Source organism: Gordonia sp. DT218 (assembly GCF_049847105.1).
GTDB lineage: Bacteria > Actinomycetota > Actinomycetes > Mycobacteriales > Mycobacteriaceae > Gordonia.
Window position 1 is genome coordinate 901,619 of the sequence record NZ_JBNCNS010000001.1, and the last position, 16,267, is coordinate 917,885.

At 66.2% G+C, this 16,267-nt stretch carries 16 protein-coding genes; 5 read left to right on the top strand and 11 right to left on the bottom strand.

Annotation, left to right across the window (positions count from 1 at the left end):
- Positions 1 to 47: 47 nt before the first annotated feature.
- The 4 genes from ACPXCG_RS04190 to ACPXCG_RS04205 all read right to left on the bottom strand — a co-directional run bounded on the left by ACPXCG_RS04190 (position 48) and on the right by ACPXCG_RS04205 (position 3,734).
- Positions 48 to 560 carry a hypothetical protein gene (locus ACPXCG_RS04190; protein WP_425789358.1) on the bottom strand — a complete coding sequence of 171 codons (513 nt, stop codon included), beginning with the start codon at positions 558 to 560 and terminating at the stop codon, positions 48 to 50.
- A gap of 207 nt (positions 561 to 767) precedes the next feature.
- Complete coding sequence (locus ACPXCG_RS04195; protein ID WP_425789361.1) at positions 768 to 1,550, bottom strand: enoyl-CoA hydratase; 783 nt, start codon at positions 1,548 to 1,550, stop codon at positions 768 to 770.
- 23 nt (positions 1,551 to 1,573) lie between these two features.
- The gene (locus ACPXCG_RS04200; protein WP_425789363.1) at positions 1,574 to 2,749 is read right to left on the bottom strand and encodes an acyl-CoA dehydrogenase family protein; all 1,176 of its coding nucleotides are present in this window, start codon (positions 2,747 to 2,749) and stop codon (positions 1,574 to 1,576) included.
- Positions 2,733 to 3,734, bottom strand: a complete 1,002-nt coding sequence (locus ACPXCG_RS04205; protein ID WP_425789365.1) for an acyl-CoA dehydrogenase family protein — start codon at positions 3,732 to 3,734, stop codon at positions 2,733 to 2,735. Before ACPXCG_RS04205 ends, ACPXCG_RS04200 begins: the two co-directional genes overlap by 17 nt.
- 200 nt (positions 3,735 to 3,934) lie before the next feature.
- Between ACPXCG_RS04205 and ACPXCG_RS04210 the strand changes: the two genes are divergently transcribed.
- The 3 genes from ACPXCG_RS04210 to ACPXCG_RS04220 are packed head-to-tail and all read left to right on the top strand — an operon-like array spanning position 3,935 to position 6,621.
- Positions 3,935 to 4,591 (top strand): TetR/AcrR family transcriptional regulator, encoded by a 657-nt coding sequence (locus ACPXCG_RS04210; protein ID WP_425789367.1) that lies wholly within the window; start codon positions 3,935 to 3,937, stop codon positions 4,589 to 4,591.
- A gap of 51 nt (positions 4,592 to 4,642) precedes the next feature.
- Positions 4,643 to 5,551 carry an acyl-CoA thioesterase gene (locus ACPXCG_RS04215; protein ID WP_425789369.1) on the top strand — a complete coding sequence of 303 codons (909 nt, stop codon included), beginning with the start codon at positions 4,643 to 4,645 and terminating at the stop codon, positions 5,549 to 5,551.
- Positions 5,548 to 6,621, top strand: a complete 1,074-nt coding sequence (locus tag ACPXCG_RS04220) for a dihydrodipicolinate reductase (protein ID WP_425789371.1) — start codon at positions 5,548 to 5,550, stop codon at positions 6,619 to 6,621. The genes ACPXCG_RS04215 and ACPXCG_RS04220 overlap by 4 nt, the downstream gene beginning before the upstream one ends.
- Positions 6,622 to 6,882: 261 nt before the next feature.
- On the opposite strand, the gene meaB is transcribed toward ACPXCG_RS04220, so the two are convergent.
- From meaB to ACPXCG_RS04235, 3 genes are read right to left on the bottom strand one after another with little or no spacing between them, the layout of a single operon-like run.
- A complete protein-coding gene (meaB, locus tag ACPXCG_RS04225; protein ID WP_425789373.1) occupies positions 6,883 to 7,776 on the bottom strand; it encodes a methylmalonyl Co-A mutase-associated GTPase MeaB in 894 nt (297 codons plus the stop codon).
- Positions 7,769 to 8,908: a thiolase family protein gene (locus ACPXCG_RS04230; RefSeq protein WP_425789375.1), complete on the bottom strand. Its 1,140-nt coding sequence runs from the start codon at positions 8,906 to 8,908 to the stop codon at positions 7,769 to 7,771. Before ACPXCG_RS04230 ends, meaB begins: the two co-directional genes overlap by 8 nt.
- On the bottom strand, positions 8,901 to 10,373 hold the full coding sequence (locus ACPXCG_RS04235) for a class I adenylate-forming enzyme family protein (RefSeq protein ID WP_425789377.1): 1,473 nt from the start codon (positions 10,371 to 10,373) through the stop codon (positions 8,901 to 8,903). The genes ACPXCG_RS04230 and ACPXCG_RS04235 overlap by 8 nt, the downstream gene beginning before the upstream one ends.
- A gap of 53 nt (positions 10,374 to 10,426) precedes the next feature.
- Between ACPXCG_RS04235 and ACPXCG_RS04240 the strand changes: the two genes are divergently transcribed.
- Both ACPXCG_RS04240 and ACPXCG_RS04245 read left to right on the top strand, forming a co-directional pair.
- Positions 10,427 to 11,188, top strand: coding sequence for an SDR family oxidoreductase (locus ACPXCG_RS04240; protein ID WP_425789379.1), 762 nt, complete (start codon positions 10,427 to 10,429; stop codon positions 11,186 to 11,188).
- Complete coding sequence (locus tag ACPXCG_RS04245; protein ID WP_425789381.1) at positions 11,185 to 11,937, top strand: SDR family NAD(P)-dependent oxidoreductase; 753 nt, start codon at positions 11,185 to 11,187, stop codon at positions 11,935 to 11,937. Before ACPXCG_RS04240 ends, ACPXCG_RS04245 begins: the two co-directional genes overlap by 4 nt.
- 120 nt (positions 11,938 to 12,057) lie before the next feature.
- Here ACPXCG_RS04245 and ACPXCG_RS04250 read toward each other — a convergent pair whose 3' ends face one another.
- From ACPXCG_RS04250 to ACPXCG_RS04265, 4 genes are read right to left on the bottom strand one after another with little or no spacing between them, the layout of a single operon-like run.
- On the bottom strand, positions 12,058 to 12,825 hold the full coding sequence (locus ACPXCG_RS04250; RefSeq protein WP_425789383.1) for an enoyl-CoA hydratase/isomerase family protein: 768 nt from the start codon (positions 12,823 to 12,825) through the stop codon (positions 12,058 to 12,060).
- Position 12,826: 1 nt separating this feature from the next.
- On the bottom strand, positions 12,827 to 13,912 hold the full coding sequence (locus ACPXCG_RS04255) for an acyl-CoA dehydrogenase family protein (RefSeq protein ID WP_425789385.1): 1,086 nt from the start codon (positions 13,910 to 13,912) through the stop codon (positions 12,827 to 12,829).
- Positions 13,899 to 14,807, bottom strand: a complete 909-nt coding sequence (locus ACPXCG_RS04260) for an acyl-CoA dehydrogenase family protein (RefSeq protein WP_425789387.1) — start codon at positions 14,805 to 14,807, stop codon at positions 13,899 to 13,901. Before ACPXCG_RS04260 ends, ACPXCG_RS04255 begins: the two co-directional genes overlap by 14 nt.
- Entirely contained in the window at positions 14,785 to 16,248 is a 1,464-nt protein-coding gene (locus ACPXCG_RS04265) for a class I adenylate-forming enzyme family protein (protein ID WP_425789389.1), read from the bottom strand. The genes ACPXCG_RS04260 and ACPXCG_RS04265 overlap by 23 nt, the downstream gene beginning before the upstream one ends.
- Between the last annotated feature and the right edge of the window lie 19 nt (positions 16,249 to 16,267).

Sequence of the window (16,267 nt, forward strand, 5' to 3'; positions counted from 1 at the left end):
TTCGGGCCGGCCTCGAATCGAGGCCGGCCCGAAGGGGTTTCCGTGTGTCAGGCGCAGGCAGGAATCTGTCCCCCGCCACCCTGCACTGCCATCAGGGCGCAGAAGGTGTCGGCCGACACCTTCCACTTCCCGTCCTCCTTGATCGCCTGACCGGTCTGACCCGGCATCACCGGGTTGCCTTGCATCAGCAGGTCATATGTGACGTCGGCATGGTCGGCGTCGGTCACCTTCACGTCCTTCACCGCCACCGTCGTCTGCATGGACTGCGGGTTCTGTGTCAGCCCCTGCAGCACCGGCTGGAACGCCGCACCGTTCTCGATCAGCGCGGCGCGCTCGGGCGGCGGGGTCTGACCGTTGAAGAAGGTCACGTAGGCGTCGGTGATCTCTTTGGTGGTCGCCGGGTCCGCGGCGGCCGCAGCCATCGACGTCGACGCCATCGAACTGGTTGCGCTCGAGCCTGAGTCACTCGAGTCCGAGTCGCTACAACCGGCCGCGACGCCGACGATCATGACCGCCCCCGCACACATGGCCAGAGCCCGCGCGGTGAAAGTTCTGCGCATGGTGGTGTCCTTTCTTGTGGGTGCTCGTTATCACGAGCACCCAACTGATTCATGAAGCATCGACGGCAGTGGGTGCCGGCGACCGAGTGTGATAATCACATTCTCCATCTAGAGAATAGGACAATCACCTGCCCGTTTGTGCCGAAACTGAGAATTTCCTATGAGCAATATTGTTGCTGCGCGGACCATTTGACCCGGTCGACAGATTCAGCTCATTCGGCCCTTCATCTCGTCGAGATGTACGAGGACCGGAAACCCGCTGACGCTCAGCGCGTTTCCGTGCCCGGTCTGATGGATGTCGAACACCGACTGGATCGCCGCGTAGAAGCCCTGGACATCGAGCGTCTGGTTGACGGCCCGCTTGGCCTGGCGCAATGCGAACGGGGGCATCGTCGCGATCCTGGCCGCCATCTCCGCGGTCCGCGCATCGAGCTCGTCACGTGGGACCACCAGGTTCACCATGCCGGTCTGTTCCGCCTCCGCGGCGGTGACCGGGCGCCCGGTGAAGAGGATCTCCTTGGCCTTACGCGGGCCGAGTTCCCAGGTGTGACCGTGATATTCGACGCCACCGATACCCATCATCACCACGGGGTCCGAGAACTTGGCATCCTCCGATGCGATGATCAGGTCGCACGGCCAACAGAGCAGCAGCCCACCCGCGATGCAACGGCCTTGCACCGCAGCGATACTCGGCTTGGGGATGTTGCGCCACCGCAGGCTGTAGTCGAGATACCGTCGGGACTCCGTGCCGTAGACCATCTCCAGGGTGATCTTGTCCGGCCTGGGGCCGCCACCGTTGAGGTCATGTCCGGAGGAGAAGTGCTTTCCCTCGCCACGCAGGACGATCACACTGACGTCCGGATCGTCGGCCGCCCTGGTCCACGCCGCGTCCAGCTCGTCGAGGAGCTCGGCGTTCTGGGCGTTGGCCACCTCGGGTCGATTCAGCGTGATCGTCGCGATCTTGTCCTTCACGTCATACAGGATGTTCATCTGTGCCCTTCATCGATACCGCCTCAGCGCCTGGGTAATCCGAGCACTCGTTCCGCGATGACATTCCGCTGGATCTCCGACGTGCCACCGGCGATGGTGTAGCCGAAGCTGCGCGCGTAACGTTCGAACCAACTCGTGTAGAGCATCTCGAGATCCATGTGGTTGTACGGTGCGGTCAGCCCGGGGTGCGACAACCCGTCCTCCCCGGCGGCGGCGAGTGCGTGCTCGGTCGCGTTCTGAACGGCTTCCGAACCCATCAGCTTGAGCACCGACAAGGCCGGCACATCCTGCTCCCCGCGGGCCGCCCGGCCAAGTGCCTGCGAGCCCAGCAACCGGAGCGCATGTGAGTCCATCACCAACGTCGCGTACCGGTCGCGATCCAAGACCGTCTCCGGCCGGTAGTCGCGGAGCAGGTCCTCCAGTCGCTCGGCAAAGCTGAGCCACAACAGCGTTCGCTCATGTCCCAACGACCCGTTGGCGACATGCCAACCGCCGTTGAGTTCGCCGATCAGATTCTCGACGGGGACCCGCACGTCCTCGAAGAACACCTCGTTGAAGTCCAGATCCGTGGGCGACGAGATGGCCCCGAACGGGCGGCGGGTGACACCGGGCAGATCGGTCGGGATCAGGATGGCGCTGATGCCCTTGTGCTTGGGGGCATCGGGGTCGGTGCGCACGAACGTCAACAGGACGTCGGCGTCGTGTGCTCCCGACGTCCAGACCTTCTGGCCGTTCACCACGAACTCGTCACCCTCGAGGCGAGCCTTGGTGCGCAGGGAGGCCAGATCCGAACCGGCCCCCGGCTCACTCATCCCGAGCGACGCCGTGATCTCGGCACGCAGGATGCGCACCGCCCATCTGCTCTTCTGTTCCGGGGTTCCGAAGGTCAGCAGCGATGCCGCGATGATGCCCAGGCCCTGTGGGTTGTAACTGTGGTAGATGCGGCGTCGTGACAGCTCGACGAGATGGACGTACTGCTGCAGGATTCCGGCGTTGCGGCCACCGAACTCCGGCGGGTTCCCGGGCTGTAACCATCCATGATCGAATTGCAGGCGCTGCCACTCACGAGCCCAATCCGGTATGTCCGAACTGGATTTCGCCCGACGCCCGGCGTCCGCCTCGGTGGGAAGATTCTCGTCGAGAAAGGCGACGAACTCCGCCCGGAACTCCTCGACGTCGGCGTCAAAGTTGAGTTGCACGATACTCCTCGGTGATCAATGCCCGGTGTTCGTCCGAACCACCGAGCATCAGTTCTCCTGCCTTGGCACGCTTCAGTGGGAACTGCAGATCGTTCTCCCACGTGTAGCCCATCGCGCCGAACAGCTGATAGCCGTTGCGGAACACCAGCGATTGACACTCTCCCGCCGAGGCTTTCGCCATCGACGCGGCAAGGCGCATGTCGGCGCTGCCGGTCGCGATCGTCAATGCGCTGTAGTACGCGAGGGCCCGAGCCCGCTCCACGGCGACGTGCATGTCGGCGGCCTTGTGCTTCACGGCCTGGAAGCTGCCGATCGCGACGCCGAACTGCTGACGGTTGGTCACGTGCTCGAGGGCGAGGTCGAGGATCCGTTGGCAGGCACCGACCATCGTGATGGACATCCCCATCAAGGCGACCGCGCGTGCCCGGGCGACGTCGGGAACCGGATTGCGTCGCGAATCCGGCACACGCACAGACGGAAACGTGACGTCCGCGACGTGCATCAGCGGGTCGAAGCACGGTACCCGCGTCACGACGGCGACATCCGCGGAGATCACGAACACGCCTGCTGCGGTCGCCACGGCGAACTGCTCGGCGCGGTCGCCGTCGAGAACGGTTCGGCAGGTACCCGACAGCAGCCACCCCTCGTCGTCGAGATGCGCGGTGATTCCGGTCGGGACCGCCGCGCCCGTCCGGCCCGGTTCTGCCAGATCCCCGGCCAACGGTGCGAACTGGGTCACGGTCGCCAGGAACGGCGTGGGATCGGTCGCCGCTCCCATGGCCTCCAGGGCGATGGCGAGCTCGACGGATTCGGCCGGCTCCACCAATTCCGTCCAGCCCTGGTCGACATACGTGGCCCAGAGCGATGCCGGGTCGACGTCGTCGTCGACCACCTGCCGGATCCGTGCTGGCGAGCATTCCTTCGCCAGCAGTTCCCGCACGGTCTTACCCCAGAGCCGCTGGTCGGAATCGAACTCTACGAGCACGGACACTCTCCTCTCGGCTTCCTGTGTGCCCCGACGACCGATGACGACGACGGAGAGACTGTTCTATCCATCAAATGAGAATAGCGTTCTCTATTTCAGAATGGAACACTTTCATTCTGAAGAGCGCCCTTCGCCACGATCGATTGTTCACTCAGCTAAACTCGCCCTATGCATAGGCAACTCCGCGGAAATCGGGCGCCATGACAAGCGCGAACGAAGAGCCCGCATGGAAGCAGCGCGCCGTCGAGCGGTCGATCAAGACCGCGAAACTGCGTGCCGAACAGCGTGTGCAACGCTTTCTCGACGCCGCGCAGGCAATCATCACCGAGAAGGGCACCACCGAGTTCACGGTGCAGGAGGTGGTCGAGCGGTCGAAGCAATCCCTGCGCAGCTTCTATCTCCAGTTCGACGGCAAGCACGAGTTGCTCCTCGCCCTGTTCGAAGATGCGCTGAGCAGGTCCGCCGACCAGATCCGGGCGGCCGCGGCCACCGAGACCGACCCCATCGAGCGAGTGCGAGTCGCGGTGACGTTACTGTTCGAGCTGTCGCGGCCGGACCCGAATGCCAAGCGGCCCTTGTTCAGTGACTTCGCCCCGCAGCTGCTGCTCACACATCCGACCGAGGTGCGGATCGCGCACGCCCCCCTGGTCGCGCTGCTGGCGGAATTCCTCGAGGAAGCGTCCGCCGCGGACGAACTGCGCGAGGGCCTGAACCCGCGGCGGGTGTCCGCGATGGTGATGCAGACGGTCATGTTCATCGCCCAGTCGAGCGTGCCCACCGACGACCCCGACAACCATCCCATCACCGCCGACGAGGTCTGGGAGTTCTGCGCGCAGGGATTCAGTCGCAGCGCCTGACGACCCGAGAATTGTATTCTCATTTTCGCAATCTGCGATTACACTGCCGTCATGGCAACTGACTGGCGCGAGCTGATCTCTGTTCTCGAACTGCGTGACTGCACACCGGTCGGTGTCGGCGCCCCCGGCCGTGAGGCGGCCACCACCGCGGCGCCCCCGTCATCCACCACGAGTCAGTCCACCACGAGGCAGTCCACCACGAGTCAGCCCACCACAAGCTGCTATCGCGGCATCAACCTCTCGCTCCCATACCGGCGCCTGTTCGGTGGGCAGTTGCTCGCCCAGTTCGTGGCGGCGGCAGGCGCGGCCAGTCCGGAGAAGTCCATCAGGTCGATACACGCCAATTTCCTGCGAGAAGGCCTGGTCGACGAGGACGTCACCTACGAGGTCGACCACCGACACCGCGGGCGTTCCTTCGACACACTGCAGATCGGCGCCACCCAGACCGACCGGCTCATCGCCGTGGCGACGATCGCGATGCACGTGCCCGACGAGGGACCCGACGTCCAGACGATCGACCCGCTCCCCGACCTGCCCGGCGCCGACAACGAGATCATCGTCGGGTTGTTGCCGTGGGAGATCCGGTCGTTCGACGACCTCGACGACCCGGCCTCTGCCGCACCGCATCACGAGATGTGGATGCGAACACCGGCGGCCGATGACGACCACGCATATCCCTGCGTCGCCGCGTACGCGACCGATCTCACCGTCATCGGTACGGCCCTGCGTCCGTTGGACGGATTCAGCCAGGGCGGCAACGGAACCGCCTTCCATTCGGCGGTGACCTCACACACGATGTGGTTCCACCGACCCGTCCGCACCGACCAGTGGCTCCTGATCCGACAGGACAGCCCGATCATCGCGGGCGGCCGATGCTACGGCCGGGGCGACATCATCACCGAAAGTGGCTCTCTGGTTGCCTCTTTCGCGCAGGAAGCAGTTGTCCGGATGCCGTCGTGACCGCGGCGGCTGCTTCGCCTGCAGTAGCCGACGCGACACCGCGCGGCCATCGGTGCGTCCAGTGGGCCACCGGCAACATCGGCGCCCGCTCGCTGCGCGCGATCATCGAGCACCCCCATCTCGATCTCGTCGGGGTGTACGTGACCTCGCCCGAGAAGAACGGAGCCGATGCCGGCGATCTGTGCGGAGTGGCGCCGATCGGGGTGAAGGCGACCGACAGTGTCGACGACGTCATCGCACTGGCGCCCGATTGCGTCGTGTACATGCCCGCCGCGCTCGACGTCGACGACGTGGTGCGGCTTCTCGAGTCGGGGATCGACATCGTCACCACGCGCGGCGAATTCCACCGTCCAGCGAGCATGGACGCGGATCTACGTGAGCGTATCGAGCACGCATGCCTGGCCGGTGGCACGTCGATCCATTCGACCGGCAGCAGCCCGGGGTTCATCACCGAGGCGATTCCGTTGGTACTCAGCTCCATCCAGCGCCACGTCGACAAGATCGCGATCGACGAGTTCGCCGATCTCTCGCGGCGGAACTCCCCCGACCTGCTCTTCGGCATCATGGGCTTCGGCGGCGAGGCGCGCGAGTTCGAGGACTACCGTCTGGAGTACCTCCGCGGCAGCTTCGGTCCGTCGCTCCAACTCGTCGCCGAGTCGATCGGGATGCCACTGGATTCGGTCGACGTACACGGTGAGGCCGGCCTGACGACGCGCGAGGTGTCGATCGCCGCGGGCACCCTGCCCGCGGGTTCGGTCGGTGCCCAGCGGATCACCGTCTCCGGCATGCGAGACGGCCGGGAGATCCTGCGATTCCGCGCCAACTGGTACTGCACCTCGGACATCGAGCCACAGTGGGATCTTCTGGCCACCGGCTGGCGGGTCGTCGTGGATGGTGACGCACCACTGTCCGTCGACATCAACATGCCGATCGATCTGGATCGGATGGCCGACACCACGCCCGGTTACACCGCCAATCGAGCGGTGAACGCGGTTCGCCACGTCTGCGCTGCCGCTCCGGGTATCCGCACCTCGGTCGACCTCCCGCAGATCGTCGCCGAACTCTCCTGACCTCGCCGACAGCAACCGATTCTCCGCCGACAGCAACCCGCATTTCGCCGACAGCAACCCGTATGTCGTGGAGAGCAACCGGTATTACCCCGACAGCAACCCGTACGTCGTCGACCGTGTGCCAGTATCTCGGCCACACCGACTCACATTGCGATCCATGGTTGCTCTCGGCGAAATTTGGGTTGCTCTCGGCGAGATACGGGTTGCTGTCGGCGGGATACGGGTTGCTGTCGACCGGGGCGGGGTAACCGGGGGTGGGGCCTAGACCGGAGCGATGAGTTTCTCGGCCGCCGTATACGGGTCCATCCCACCGGACATCACGGCGTCGACGAGTTCCGACAACGCCGGGTGCGTGCGCAGCCGGGTCATCGCGAGGGACAGGATCTGTCCGCGCAGCCGGGCCGCGCGGCGCACCGGGTCGTCGTCACGTCGATGGTTCTCGATCGCCTCCACGAGTGCGCTCACACCCTCGCCACGGGATGCGACGAGGGTCATCACCGGGACCGACGATTCCATCCGCAGGTCTCGCACCGTCTGATCGGCGCCTTCCCGATCTGCCTTGTTGACCACGAGCAGGTCGGCGACCTCGAGCAGTCCGGCCTTCGCCGCCTGGACCGCGTCGCCCGCACCAGGATTGAGGATGACTACGGTGGGGTCCGCGACCGCGGACACCTCGACCTCCGACTGGCCCACTCCCACGGTCTCGACGAGGACGACGTCGTAGTCCAGTGCCTCGAGGAGCCGGATGGCGGCCGGTACCGCAGAGGCGAGACCGCCGAGATGACCGCGAGTCGCCATCGACCGGATGAAAACGTCCCGGTCGTCGATGTGCTGGGTCATCCGGATTCGGTCGCCCAGCAGGGCGCCGCCGCTGTACGGGGAGGTGGGATCGACCGCGAGTACCGCGACCCGCTTTCCGACCGACCGATAGGCGGCGACGAGAGCCGTGATCGTGGTGGACTTCCCGGCGCCGGGCGGCCCGGTGATCCCGATCGCCGAGATCGACCCCGCCGCAGGCCCTATCGCGTCCAGCACCACGTCCCGCCCGGCGCCCTCGACGAGGGAGAGCAACTTTCCGGCCGCCCGCGCCGACCCACCGCGCGCGGCCGCCAACTGATCGTCGACGGACGCCCGCAGCAACTTCTCCTCAGCCATGGACCTCGACGACCGTCGCCGACCCCATGCCGCCACCCGCACACATCGACGCGACTCCGATACCGCCGCCACGCCTTCTCAATTCATAGACCAAAGTGGTCAGCATCCGGGCCCCGCTCGCCGCGACCGGGTGCCCCAGCGAACACCCGCTACCACTCACGTTGACGATGTCCGGGTCGATGTCGAGCAGCTTCACGCACGCGACGCAGTTCGCGGCGAAGGCCTCGTTGATCTCGAACAGGTCGACGTCCGACAGTGAGAGTCCCGCGCGCTTGAGTGCTTTCGGGATTGCCGTCACCGGCGACAGGCCCGTCTGTGCCGGATCGACGCCCACCGACGACCACGAGCGAACCGTGGCCAGCGCAGGCAACCCGAGTTCGTCACTGGCGATTGCGAGCACCGCGGCAGCATCGTTCGCCCCGCTGGCGTTACCCGCGGTGATCGAGAACCCCTCGATCTCGGGGTGCAGAGGCTTGAGCGACGCCAACTTCTCCATGCTGGTCTCCCGCCGCGGATGTTCGTCGACGGAGAACAGACCGTGAACGGTCTTGATCGGCACGATCTCGTCGTCGAATCGCCCGGCGTCGATCGCGGCAATCGCATTGCGGTGTGATCGTAGTGCCCACTCGTCCATCTCGGTCCGCGAGATGCCAGCCGCGACAGCGGAACTCCATCCCACCGTGATCGACATATCCTTGTTCGGGGCATCGGGCTGGTTGGGGTGGGTCGGCGACATCCAGGGTTCGATCCACTCCTCGCCCACCCGGAACTTCGACTTCGGCGACGTGGATTGGGAATTGACGCCGCCGGCCAGGATCAAGGTGTCCATGCCGGCCCGGATGCTCCCCGCCGCGGTCTGCACCGCGGCCAGACCGGCCGCACAATGCCGGTTGACCGCGAGGCCCGGCACATCGACCAGGCCCGCCGTGATCGCGGCGTGGCGCGCGATCACGCCACCGCCGTAGAGGCCCTCGCCCAGGATCACGTCGTCGACGGGGGCGGAGCCCAGATCCTCGACGACGGCGGAGACGGTGTGTTCGGCGAGGTCGAAGGCATCGGTGTCGCGCAGTGTTCCTTTGAACGCGGTTCCGATCGGCGTCCGGCGAGCGGAAACGATGACGGCTTCAGGCATTGTTCTTCTCCAGTTCGGGGTTCTGCTCAGTGTTTGCCAGATCATTCATCAGGTTGCGGCGCAACAGCTTTCCTGTCTCGGTGCGGGGCAGGTCGGGTGTGAAGACGATCGAATCCGGCGTCTTGGACGAGCGCAGCCGCTCGCGGACCCAGGCCCGGATCTCCTCGGCGTCTCCCTCGCCGACGACGACGGCCACCAGGCGCTGTCCCCACTCCGGGTCCGGCACACCGACGACGGCCGCCTCGGCGACCGCGGGATGCTCCATCAACACGTCCTCGATCTCGGCCGGCGCGATGTTCTCACCGCCACGGATGATGGTGTCGTCGGCCCGCCCCTCGATGTAGAGGTAGCCATCGTCGTCGAGGCGGCCGAGATCACGTGTCGGGAACCAGCCCTCGCTGTCGAGCACGCTCCGGCTCCCATACTCACCCGAGATCTGATCGCCCCGGACAAAAACGAGCCCCTCGGCCCCCGTCGGCAACTGCTCGCCGTTCTCGTCACGAATGGTGACCTCGATGCCCGGTAACGGGCGGCCCACGGACCCGAGACGGCCGCGGACCGCAGCATCGTCGGATCCGATGGCCACCCGATGATCGTCGGGCGCGAGAACCGCAATCGATGACGCTGTCTCGGTGAGGCCGTAGGCGTTCACGAAATTCGTGTCCGGCAGCGCCCTCAGTGCTCCCTCGATCACGGATCTGGGCGTCCGCGCACCGCCATAGGCCAGGTTCTTCAGGGACGGCAGCCCCACACCGTCGGCAGGCAACGCGTCGATCACCCGGGCGAGCATCGTCGGTACCAGCATGGCGTGAGTGACCGACTCGGCTCGCACGGTGTCGATCCATTGCGCGGCATCGAATCCCGTCGCATAGACGATGCGGCGCCCGGTGTAGAGGTTGGACATGAGATTTGTCAGTCCGGCTATGTGATAGGGCGGCACCGCGACGAGCGCCGCGTCCCCGACTTCCGCGGAGTTGAACTCGAGGGTGTTGAACACATACGCAAGCAGGTGCCGCTGACGGAGGAGCGCCGCCTTGGGCTCCGAGGTCGTCCCGCTCGTATAGATGACGACCGCAACAGAGTCGGGATCCGACAGGTCCGCGGTGAGATCCTCGGGTGCCGGATCGGGGCGATCGTCGAGGCCGGTGAGCCAGCGGTCGAGGTCACCGGAGCGCAGGACCACGGCGTCGGGATGCTTGCCCTCGAGTCCCGCCAGTGCCGAATCGCTGAGCCGGTAGTTGAGCGGCACGAACGGGATGCCTGCGTAGGCCGCCCCGAAGAGTGCCACCGGGTAGGCAAGGTCGTTGACGCCTTCATAGAGCACCGCCGAGCGCCCGGCGAACGAATGTGCGGCTCGTCGCGCCAGCACGGCGAGTTCCACCGCGGTCACGGAGCGGTCGCCAGAGGTGATGACCAATCTGTCATCGACTTCTGACGTCATTTCGACGATCATGGTGATGTTCATGAGAACATTATTCTCTCAGAACGAGAGTCTTAGTCGCAAGAAGGGAAATGCAAATGGACATCACGGGCAGTTCAGCGCTGGTGGTCGGTGGCGCGGGTGGCCTCGGCGAGGCCACGGTACGTCGGCTTCACGGAGCGGGAGCACGAGTGGTGGTGGCGGATCTGGCCGACGAGAAGGGCAAGGCCCTCGAGGCCGAGCTCGGTGTTCGTTACGTGCGCACCGACGCGACATCGACCGAGGACGTGAACGGGGCGATCGCCGAAGCCGAGGAGATGGGGCCGCTGCGGATCTCCGTGGACACCCACGGCGGTCCGGCCTCGGGCGGGCGTCTCGTCGGAAAAGACGGGAGTCCGTTGGATCTCGACGGCTTCCGGACCACCATCGACGTCTACCTCACCGGCGTCTTCAATGTCATGCGGCTGTCGGCGGCCGCTATCGCACGACAGGAGGCCACCGACACGGGCCGCGGCGTGATCGTGAACACCGCGTCGATCGCCGCGTACGAAGGACAGATCGGACAGCTCCCCTACTCGGCGGCAAAGGGCGGGGTCGTCGGCATGACACTCGTTGCCGCACGCGACCTGTCGCCGTTGGGCATCCGGGTGGTCACCATCGCGCCCGGCACGTTCAACACCCCCGCGTACGGCAAGCACGCCGACCAACTGGAGGAACACTGGGGGAAGCAGGTGCCGTGGCCCAAGCGGATGGGGCAGTCGCCGGAGTACGCCGCCCTCGTGGCCCACATCTGCGAGAACGACTATCTCAACGGTGAGGTCATCCGCCTCGACGGCGCGCTGCGTTTCCCACCGAAGTGACCGATCTCGACGGCAAGGTCGCCTTTGTCGCCGGCGCGAGCCGGGGAATCGGGGCGGCCGTCGCCGCGGCACTGGCCTCGGCCGGTGCCGCGGTGGCGGTGGCGGCCCGAACGGAGACGGTGGGGCGCGTTCCCGGCACGATCCACGATGTCGCCCAGGCGATCACCGCGACCGGCGGTACTGCGCTCCCGGTCGCGTGCGACATCACCGACGAACAATCGGTGGCCTCGGCGATCGACACCACAGTCGACGAATTCGGCGGCGTCGACATCGTGGTCGCGAACGCAGGTGTGCTGTGGCTCGGGCCCGTGGAGTCCACACCGCTCAAACGGTGGCAACTCTGCCTCGACGTGAACCTGACCGGGACGTTCCTGGTGACCAAGGCCGCGATCCCACATCTGCGCGCCCGGGGCGGCGGCTCCCTGATAGCCGTCACGACCAGTGGTGTCGGGATGATCGACCGTGGCGCGAATGCTTATTGGGTGTCCAAGGCCGCGGTCGAGCGGCTCTATCTCGGCCTGGCACACGATCTTCGCAACGACGACGTCGCGGTCAACTGTCTGAGCCCCACCCGGGTGGTCCTCACCGAGGGCTGGCAGGCCGCCGGCGGCGGACGGGAGATCCCGCCGGAGATGGTCGAGCCACCGGAGACCATGGGCCACGCCGCGACGATCCTGGCCGCACAGCGAGCCGACGGCATCACCGGAACGGTCCAGCGGTCCGAGGAACTGCTCGCCGCCTACCCCTGAGCCTCCCGGCGCCCTGAGCTCCCGGCGTTCTGATCTCCCGACGTTCCGGCCGCACTTCCGTGTTCCGGCTCGCAGCTGATGCTGCGGCCAGAGGCGGAAAGTGCGGCCAGAACTGCCTGCTCAGTTCTTCGGCGCCGTCAGGCGCGCGATGGTGGCCCGGAAGTCGTCGGTCTGGAACGAGAGATTCTCGGCCGCATTCGCGTAGTCGAGGCTCGCGAGCACCGCGCGTTCGAGGTGGATGTTGAGCATCCGTTTGGTGGATTCGACGGCTTGCTGCGGCAGCTCCATCATCTTCTTCGCGCACCCGATCGCCTCGGCGAACGGGTCGTCGGCCACATGGTTCGCCAGCCCGAGTTCGACCGCCCGTTCCGCCGAGATCCGGGTGCCGGTGAGCGCGAACTCTTTGGCCTGCAACAAACTGATCTGCAGTGGCCACGTCAGCGGTCCGCCGTCGGCCGCCACCAGCCCCACCTGAACGTGCGGGTCGGCCAGGTAGGCCGCGGGGTTCATGTACACCATGTCGCTCAGCGCCACGAGGCTGCATCCCAGCCCCACCGCAGGCCCGTTGACCGCACTGATCACCGGAACGCGGCACCTGGCCATGCCGAGCACGAGCTCACGTCCGTGGCGAATGGTCTTGGCTCGCAGAGCTGGATCCTCACCGAGCTCCTTGAGGTAGCCGAAGTCGCCTCCTGCCGAGAACGCCTTGCCACGACCCGTGAGCACTGCGGCGCGCACCTCCGGATCCTCACTCAGACGCGTCCACAGCTCCGCCAGTCCCGAATGCAGAGCGTCGTTGACCGCATTGAGCGCATCCGGACGATTCAGCGTGATGATCCGGAGTGGACCCTGCGCGGCGACCTCGATCTCCTCGGGCATCCCGTACATGTCACACTCCCAATCCGAGCAGTCTCGATGCGATGATGTTCTTCTGGATCTGCGACGTACCACCCATGACGCTCTGCGCACGGCTGTACAGGTACGCGCTCAGCAGTTCCGGATCCTTCGTCCCGCCGACGGATACGGCCGCATGTCCGACCGACTGGTCGACCCACGTCATCAGGAGCTTGTCCAGAGACCCCTCCGACGTGTGCGACACGCCGTCGAGTTGCTCGGACAGGCGGCGCCGGACGTGCAACCGCAGCATCTCGGTCTGCACTGCGGCCCAGGCGATTTCCTCGGAGTACTCGTCCGAGCGTTGGGCCAGTTGGCGGACGAGTTTGCCGTACCGAGCGACGTATCCCAGCGTCGACGGCTCCCGCTCGTGCCCGACGACGGTCATCGCGAGCGCCCATCCCTCGCCGGGTGCGCCGATCATCTGATCCGCGGGCACTCGCGCGCCGTCGAAGAGCACCTGACCGAATTCCGTGGTGATGCCACTCATCATCTTCAGCGGCCGCTGTTCGATCCCCTCCTGCTTCATCGAGATGATGAATGCGGAGATGCCACGGTGCCGAGGGGCGTCGGGATCGGTGCGGGCGAGCAGCAGACACCAATCCGCGACGTCGGAGTAGCTCGTCCAGATCTTGTGTCCGTTGATCACGTAGTCGTCGCCCGCACGCGTCGCGGTGGTCCGCAACGACGCCAGATCCGATCCCGCTCCGGGTTCCGAGAATCCCTGGCACCAGCGTTCGGTTCCGTTGATCATCCCCGGCAGGAACCGTTCCTGCAGTTGAGGACTCGCATGCCGCCCGAGCCCGTGCAACAGATAGCCCAGGCTCGGCCGCGGCGGCGCGCCCGCCCGAGCGATCTCCTCGTCGAGGATCACGTCGTAGACCGGCGCGAGGTCGTGGCCACCGAATTTCGCCGGCCAGGAGAGGCCGAAGAAGCCGGCCTCGTAGAGCGCCTGGTGCCACTCGCCCTGGCGGGCCCAGTATTCGTCACCGGACGTCGGGAACGCGGCGGCGTGCTCGGAGAGCCAGCCGCGCAGTCGCTCGCGGAATGCGCCGTCGTCGGTGGAGTCACGATAGTCCAAGGTCGATCTCCTTCAGGCTCACCGGAAAGTTCTCGGTAGACACCAGAACTCGCCGCAGGTGGACGTGTGCGAGGCATTCCCAGGTGTTCCCGATGCCACCGTGCACCTGAATCGAGTTCTCGCACACGGTTCGGGCGGATCGCGCGCAGTACAGCTTGGCCATCTGGGCCGCGACGACGGCCTCGGACGGTTCGAGTTCGTCGACCGCCCACGCCGCGTGGCGGAGAATGCTCGCCGATCCCTCGAGCACGGCGAGACTCTCGGCCAGCATGTGGCCCACTGCCTGATAGGAACCGATCGTCTTGCCGTACTGCTCCCGGATCTTGGCGTAGTCACAGGCCAGGGCCTGGGCGCCGCGGGCCGCTCCGAGGATGTCGGCGGCGGTGACCACCAGCGCAAGTGCGCGGAAACGTTGCGCGTCGTGTTCCGACAACGTCGCGACCGGCGAATCATTCACTGTGTCAACATTCTTGGCGATACGGGTCAGATCCTCCGACGGCACGGCCCCGCCGGCCCGTCCCTCCCGGACGAACACACCGTCGAGTTCCACCACGCGGTCGAGACCATCGGCGTCGGGGACCAGGCCGTCGATCGCCAGGGTCGCCGCGGCTCCCGCGGCCCCGGTGTGCCGGAGCAGATCGTCGGCGAGAGTCGGCCCGAGGAAGGCCGCGTCGACCAGTCCCCTACCGAACTCCTCCGCGACGATCGCGACCTCGACGCCCGTCGCGCCGTCGGAACGCAGACTGCGCCAGCCTGTTCGGTCGATCGCTGCCGCGAGTCGGTCCCGCCGTGTGCTGTCCTCGAGATCGGCCACCGACCCCGGGCCCAGATCGTCAGCCAGTTTGGCTGCGGCATCGCGCAATTGCGATTGCTCACTTGTCAGACGTACATCCATGGCTCTCCTTCAACACTCTGTCTCCGACCACCGTGTCTCTCAGCACCGTGTCTCTAGGCACCGTGTCTCTCAGCACTCGGCGCAGCACCTTGCCCGACGGGAGTCGGGGGATGTCGTCGACGAACATGATCGCGTTCGGTCGTTTGTAGGTGGCCAGCGATGCACTGACGAGATCGATGAGATCGTGGGCTTCGATCGGCGTGATCGCCCGGACCGCGGCCACGATGCGTTCGCCACCGACTCCGTCGTCGACGCCGAACACCGCACAATCGGCAACCGCGGGATGCCCGTGCAGCACCGCTTCGATCTCCGCGGGCGCCACCTGGAAACCACGGACCTTGATCATCTCCTTCGAGCGATCGACGAGGGCGATCCAGCCGTCGGCGTCCACCACACCGACGTCACCGGTGCGGTACCAGCCGTCCACGAAGGCGTCGTCGTTCTCGGATTCGGGCAGATAACCGGCCATCAGGGACGGCGACCGGACCACGATCTCACCGGGAACCCCTGGCGGCGAGGGCACTCGCGTCTCGAGATCGATCGCTCGGACCTGCACGCCCGGGACAGCACGTCCCACGGTGTCGAGTCGCGCCCCGTCGATCGGATTGCACGCGATCACCGGAACTTCGCTGGCACCGTAGGCCGGCACCCAACGGACGCCGGTGCGCCGGGTGACCTCCTCTGCGACACTCGTCGTCACCGGCGTAGCGCCCCACATGATGTAGCGGAGCGAGGAGAGATCGAAACTCTCCAGATCCGGGTGCGACGCGATCGCCAAGGCGATGGGTGCGACCGCCATCTCGACGGTGATCCGGTCGATTTCGATGTGCCGGAGCATGGTGTCGAGGTCGAAGCGTCGGTGCAGGCGAACCCAGACGCCCGCGTCGAGTGCGGTGACGATGTTGAGGAGGCCGAGGATGTGCGACGGCGGCGTCAGCACCTGGATGCGATCCGCACCGGTCAGGGCCAGCGCATCCCGCCAATGCCGGACGGCGGCACCGAAGGACGCATGAGTGTGCCGGACGGCCTTGGGCATTCCCGTGGTGCCGGAGCTGAACACGAGCACGGCGTCGTCGTCGGCATGCGGTTCGTCGAACACCGCCGATCCCCGCGGGACGGGCTCGGCGAGGTCGCGCATGATCATGAGGTCGGCGAGGACAGCGTTGTCACCGACCGCGTGCGTGGCGCGGGATACTTCGAGCGCATGGGCGACCTCGACCGTTCGCCACGCGGGACTGATCAGCACCACCGCCGCACCGAGCCGCCAGATGGCACGCACGGCCACGACGAATTCGGGGCGATTGGACGACATCAGGGCGACTCGCGAACCACGTTTCACCCCGGTTGCCGAGAGTTCTTCGGCAAGGCCGCCCGCCAGCTCATCGAGCTGTCGGCGAGTGTAGGTCGCGTCGTCGAAGGCAAGGGCCACTGCCTCCGTCACGCCATCACCCCCTTCGGAC